The sequence below is a fragment of the Lysinibacillus sp. FJAT-14745 genome (assembly GCF_001275675.1).
Lineage (GTDB): Bacteria > Bacillota > Bacilli > Bacillales_A > Planococcaceae > Lysinibacillus.
Genome location: NZ_LITM01000002.1, coordinates 97,148 through 98,642, shown reverse-complemented (window position 1 = coordinate 98,642; position 1,495 = coordinate 97,148). Strand labels below are relative to the sequence as shown.

Below are 1,495 nucleotides of genomic sequence, written 5' to 3'. Positions count from 1 at the left end.
TATGCGATGAAAGTCGCACGTACGGTGTGAACAGGGGGAAAAGCTGGCGATAATTTCAAAGGCTTACCTATCTGTATGAAGAAGGGATATTTATAAGAATGTTGAAGTAGTACTATAGAATATCGTTCATCTAAGAAGAATTTATCTATATTATTTAATAACAGGTAATGCCTAATTGATAAAGGGGAGAAATATGAGGAACAAAATGATTATGTTGATTTCTATGCTATTTTTAATGACACTTGTCGGTTGTAACAATATTGATAAGAAAGAAACACGTGAGGTAAGTTCTACTTTTTCATTGCCCATTACTTTGGGTGATGGGACAGAAGGAGAGTATTTGTTGATTGGCGAAGAAGGGAAAGTTGGTTTTTTGGTTGGTATTGGTAAAAAAGGTGAGGTAGTAGAAGAAAAGATTATTGCTAATAAAGTAAATAAGTATATGTGGTATTTTTGGGGAGATAAAGATAGTATCAGTGGTAATTTTAAAGTAGTTGGAACTGACAAAGAAGGGAAAGAACATCCCGTGTTGGTATCTGTCGATGATACAGTATGGCAATATTCCAATACTTTTTCCCATATCCCATCGAATATGATGTTCCCTACAAGTGGATTATGGAAATTAGAAATATATTTTAATGAGAAGTTATTTGGGGAAATAGTTATAAACGTCGAAGATAGTTAAATTATCTTCAACTAACGGAGTGATTTACTTGAAGATCATTGAGTTGCGTAGGCAGCTCTTTTTTTCTTATTGAACTAACGGAGCAGGTTAGTCAAATATTTTTTCTTTTTGAAACTTTTTTCAACATCTTTCTTTTTTTGAAAAAAAGTTTATAATTATCTTAATATTTTATGTTTTATCAATTTTATGACATTTATTACTCAATTTAGGGGCGCTGATCATGGGGATAACGACATTATTATTAAATGCATTCATTATTATCATTTGTATTTTTTTCTATCAAATATTTTGGTTAGATAAAGATGGAAAAGAAGCGCGTAATACTATATTAATTTCCTTTCTTTCATCCATTGCGGTTGTTCTTTGTATGACATTCCCGTTTAAGTTTAATTATGGATACATATATGATTTACGGCTTATCCCAATCCTTTTAGCTGTTCTCTATGGTGGTTTTAGGAGTTTTATTTTTATTACTGTTATATTTGTTTCTTACCGTTTTTACTTAGGCGGAGACGGAGTCTACCCTGCAGTTATTGTATATTTTATGGCCACTTCCATTACTATGGTATCCCAATATTTTCTTGCTGGTTATTATAAAAAAAGAAAAATATTGTTCAGCTTATTGCTTATGTCTCTTTGCACTATTTCCTTTTCTATATTCGCTTTAATGAACCAAATACGGATAAACGATAAAGTCCAACCTGATTTTATTCACTTTTTATTCAATTATATAGGGCTCAACACCAAAATCTGTTCTTGCTAAAAAAGAATACAAAAAAACATCTGTATCCGCTAGAGTTGAGAGTACGA

General features: G+C 31.4%; 2 protein-coding genes. Both read left to right on the top strand.

Annotated elements, in window-relative coordinates:
* Positions 1-205 precede the first annotated feature (205 nt).
* Entirely contained in the window at positions 206-685 is a 480-nt protein-coding gene (locus AMS59_RS01965; protein WP_199777652.1) for a DUF4871 domain-containing protein, read from the top strand.
* 220 nt (positions 686-905) lie between these two features.
* Positions 906-1,448 (top strand): LytS/YhcK type 5TM receptor domain-containing protein, encoded by a 543-nt coding sequence (locus AMS59_RS26845; protein ID WP_053482087.1) that lies wholly within the window; start codon positions 906-908, stop codon positions 1,446-1,448.
* The last annotated feature ends 47 nt before the right edge of the window (positions 1,449-1,495 follow it).

Excerpts from the sequence above, each read along its gene's own strand:
- AMS59_RS01965 (WP_199777652.1), top strand. The coding sequence starts at position 206 with ATGATTATGTTGATTTCTATGCTATTTTTAATGACACTTGTCGGTTGT.
- AMS59_RS26845 (WP_053482087.1), top strand. The coding sequence starts at position 906 with ATGGGGATAACGACATTATTATTAAATGCATTCATTATTATCATTTGT.